1 protein-coding gene and 1 pseudogene are annotated in these 1,092 nt (G+C 60.3%); both read left to right on the top strand.

Features of this window, described 5'->3' with window-relative positions:
* A pseudogene (locus TW83_RS21350) lies at positions 1–243 on the top strand (adenine methyltransferase); the annotation flags it as partial.
* A 63-nt stretch (positions 244–306) separates the two neighbouring features.
* Positions 307–1,064, top strand: a protein-coding gene (locus TW83_RS20170) for an IS5 family transposase (protein ID WP_157001753.1) whose coding sequence is annotated in 2 segments (ribosomal slippage) — positions 307–625 and positions 625–1,064 — 759 coding nt in all. Because the reading frame shifts where the segments join, the coding sequence is not laid out codon by codon here.
* The last annotated feature ends 28 nt before the right edge of the window (positions 1,065–1,092 follow it).

The raw sequence follows: 1,092 nt of genomic DNA, 5'->3' as shown, positions 1-1,092 counted from the left end.
CATTTCATGGATCACGTCAAGCACGCGTGGGACTTCCTTGCGCCCGGTGGCGAGCTGCGCGCGATCTTGCCCGCGTCCGCCGAAGTCGGATCGACTGCCAAGCATGAGCGGTTCCGGGCATGGGCCGCACAGCATTCTCCGCGCGGCTATCGGTGCCACCAATGGCGCGACCTGCCGCCCGAGAGCTTCGCCAGCGTGGGCGTCCGCATCAACACCGTGGTGCTGACCCTTCAGAAGTGCTAGGCTCCAGACCCATTGATTTTACGTCCTTTGCGTGATTCAGGCCGCCGTAAGGAGACCTGATCGATGAGCAACCTGTTCTGGCTGACCGAAGCGCAGATGGCGCGCCTTCGCCCCTACTTCCCCAAGAGCCATGGCCGTCCGCGAGTTGATGATCTTCGGGTGCTGAGCGGCATTATCTTCATCAATCGCAACGGCTTGCGATGGTGCGACGCGCCGAGGGAATATGGACCGGCCAAGACCCTCTACAATCGTTGGAAGCGTTGGAGCGATAACGGTGTCTTCGCCCGGATCATGGTGGGCCTGGCCGCCGAGGCAACCGATCCGAAGACGATTATGATCGACGCGACTTATCTGAAGGCGCACCGCACGGCTTGCAGCCTACGTGCGAAAAAGGGGGGCGCGGTCGCCAGATCGGTCGAACGAAAGGCGGCATGAACACAAAGCTGCACGCCGTCACCGATGCTAAAGGAAGACCTATCCGGTTCTTCATGTCGGCTGGACAGGTCAGTGATTATACCGGCGCGGCGGCGCTTCTGGACAGCCTGCCGCAGGCCGACTGGTTTCTGGCAGACCGGGGCTATGACGCCGACTGGCTTCGAAAAGCGTTGCAGGACAGAGGGATAAAAGCCTGCATCCCCGGCAGGACGTCGCGCAAGAAGACCATAAAATACGACAAGCGCCGCTACAAAAGGCGCAATCGCATCGAGATCATGTTCGGTCGTCTGAAGGACTGGAGACGTGTCGCCACACGTTACGACAGGTGCCCGGAGACCTACCTTTCCGCAATCGCATTGGCCGCAACCGTTCTGTTCTGGCTGTGATCAAGAACGAGATGCCGTAACGGGGCCT

The sequence above is a fragment of the Paracoccus sp. S4493 genome, assembly GCF_000967735.1.
Taxonomy (GTDB): domain Bacteria; phylum Pseudomonadota; class Alphaproteobacteria; order Rhodobacterales; family Rhodobacteraceae; genus Paracoccus; species Paracoccus marcusii.
Note: the sequence above shows the minus strand (reverse complement) of the source record. Positions and strands in the feature narration are given on the sequence as shown.